This is a genomic window from Streptomyces sp. PT12 (assembly GCF_003311645.1).
Classification (GTDB): domain Bacteria; phylum Actinomycetota; class Actinomycetes; order Streptomycetales; family Streptomycetaceae; genus Streptomyces.
Genome location: NZ_QEST01000031.1, coordinates 1 through 385, shown reverse-complemented (window position 1 = coordinate 385; position 385 = coordinate 1). Strand labels below are relative to the sequence as shown.

The 385-nt window shown below is 73.5% G+C and carries 1 protein-coding gene; it reads left to right on the top strand.

The annotated features are described in order from the left end of the window. Positions 1 to 385 (top strand): hypothetical protein (locus DEH69_RS31250; protein ID WP_181727243.1); only part of this gene is annotated, 385 nt, incomplete at both ends.

Genomic DNA, 385 nt, shown 5'->3' with positions numbered 1-385 from the left:
GGCGACTACTTCTCCGACACCGGGCGTTTGCCGTTCGCCTGGTCGGGCGTCTCGCTCGCGGCCTCGGGCGCTGCCGCCCTCCGGGTGCGCATCGCCCCGGCCGGGCCCGACGCGGTGACCCTGACCCTGGCCGACACTGAGGGCCTTCCTGTCGCCACCGTCGGCTCTGTCGTTCTGCGCCGACTCGCGGCCGAGATCGCGCCGCGCGGGCACCATGAGTCGCTGTTCGCCCTTGACTGGACCCCCCTGGCCCTGGCTGCCCCGGCGGCCCCCGAGGCCGCCACCGTCGAGATCGCACACGTCGAACCCGGCCACCCGATCGAGTCCACCCATGCGGAGGTGGTGCGTGTGGTGGGGTTGTTGGGGGTGGAGCGTTCGGGGCCTT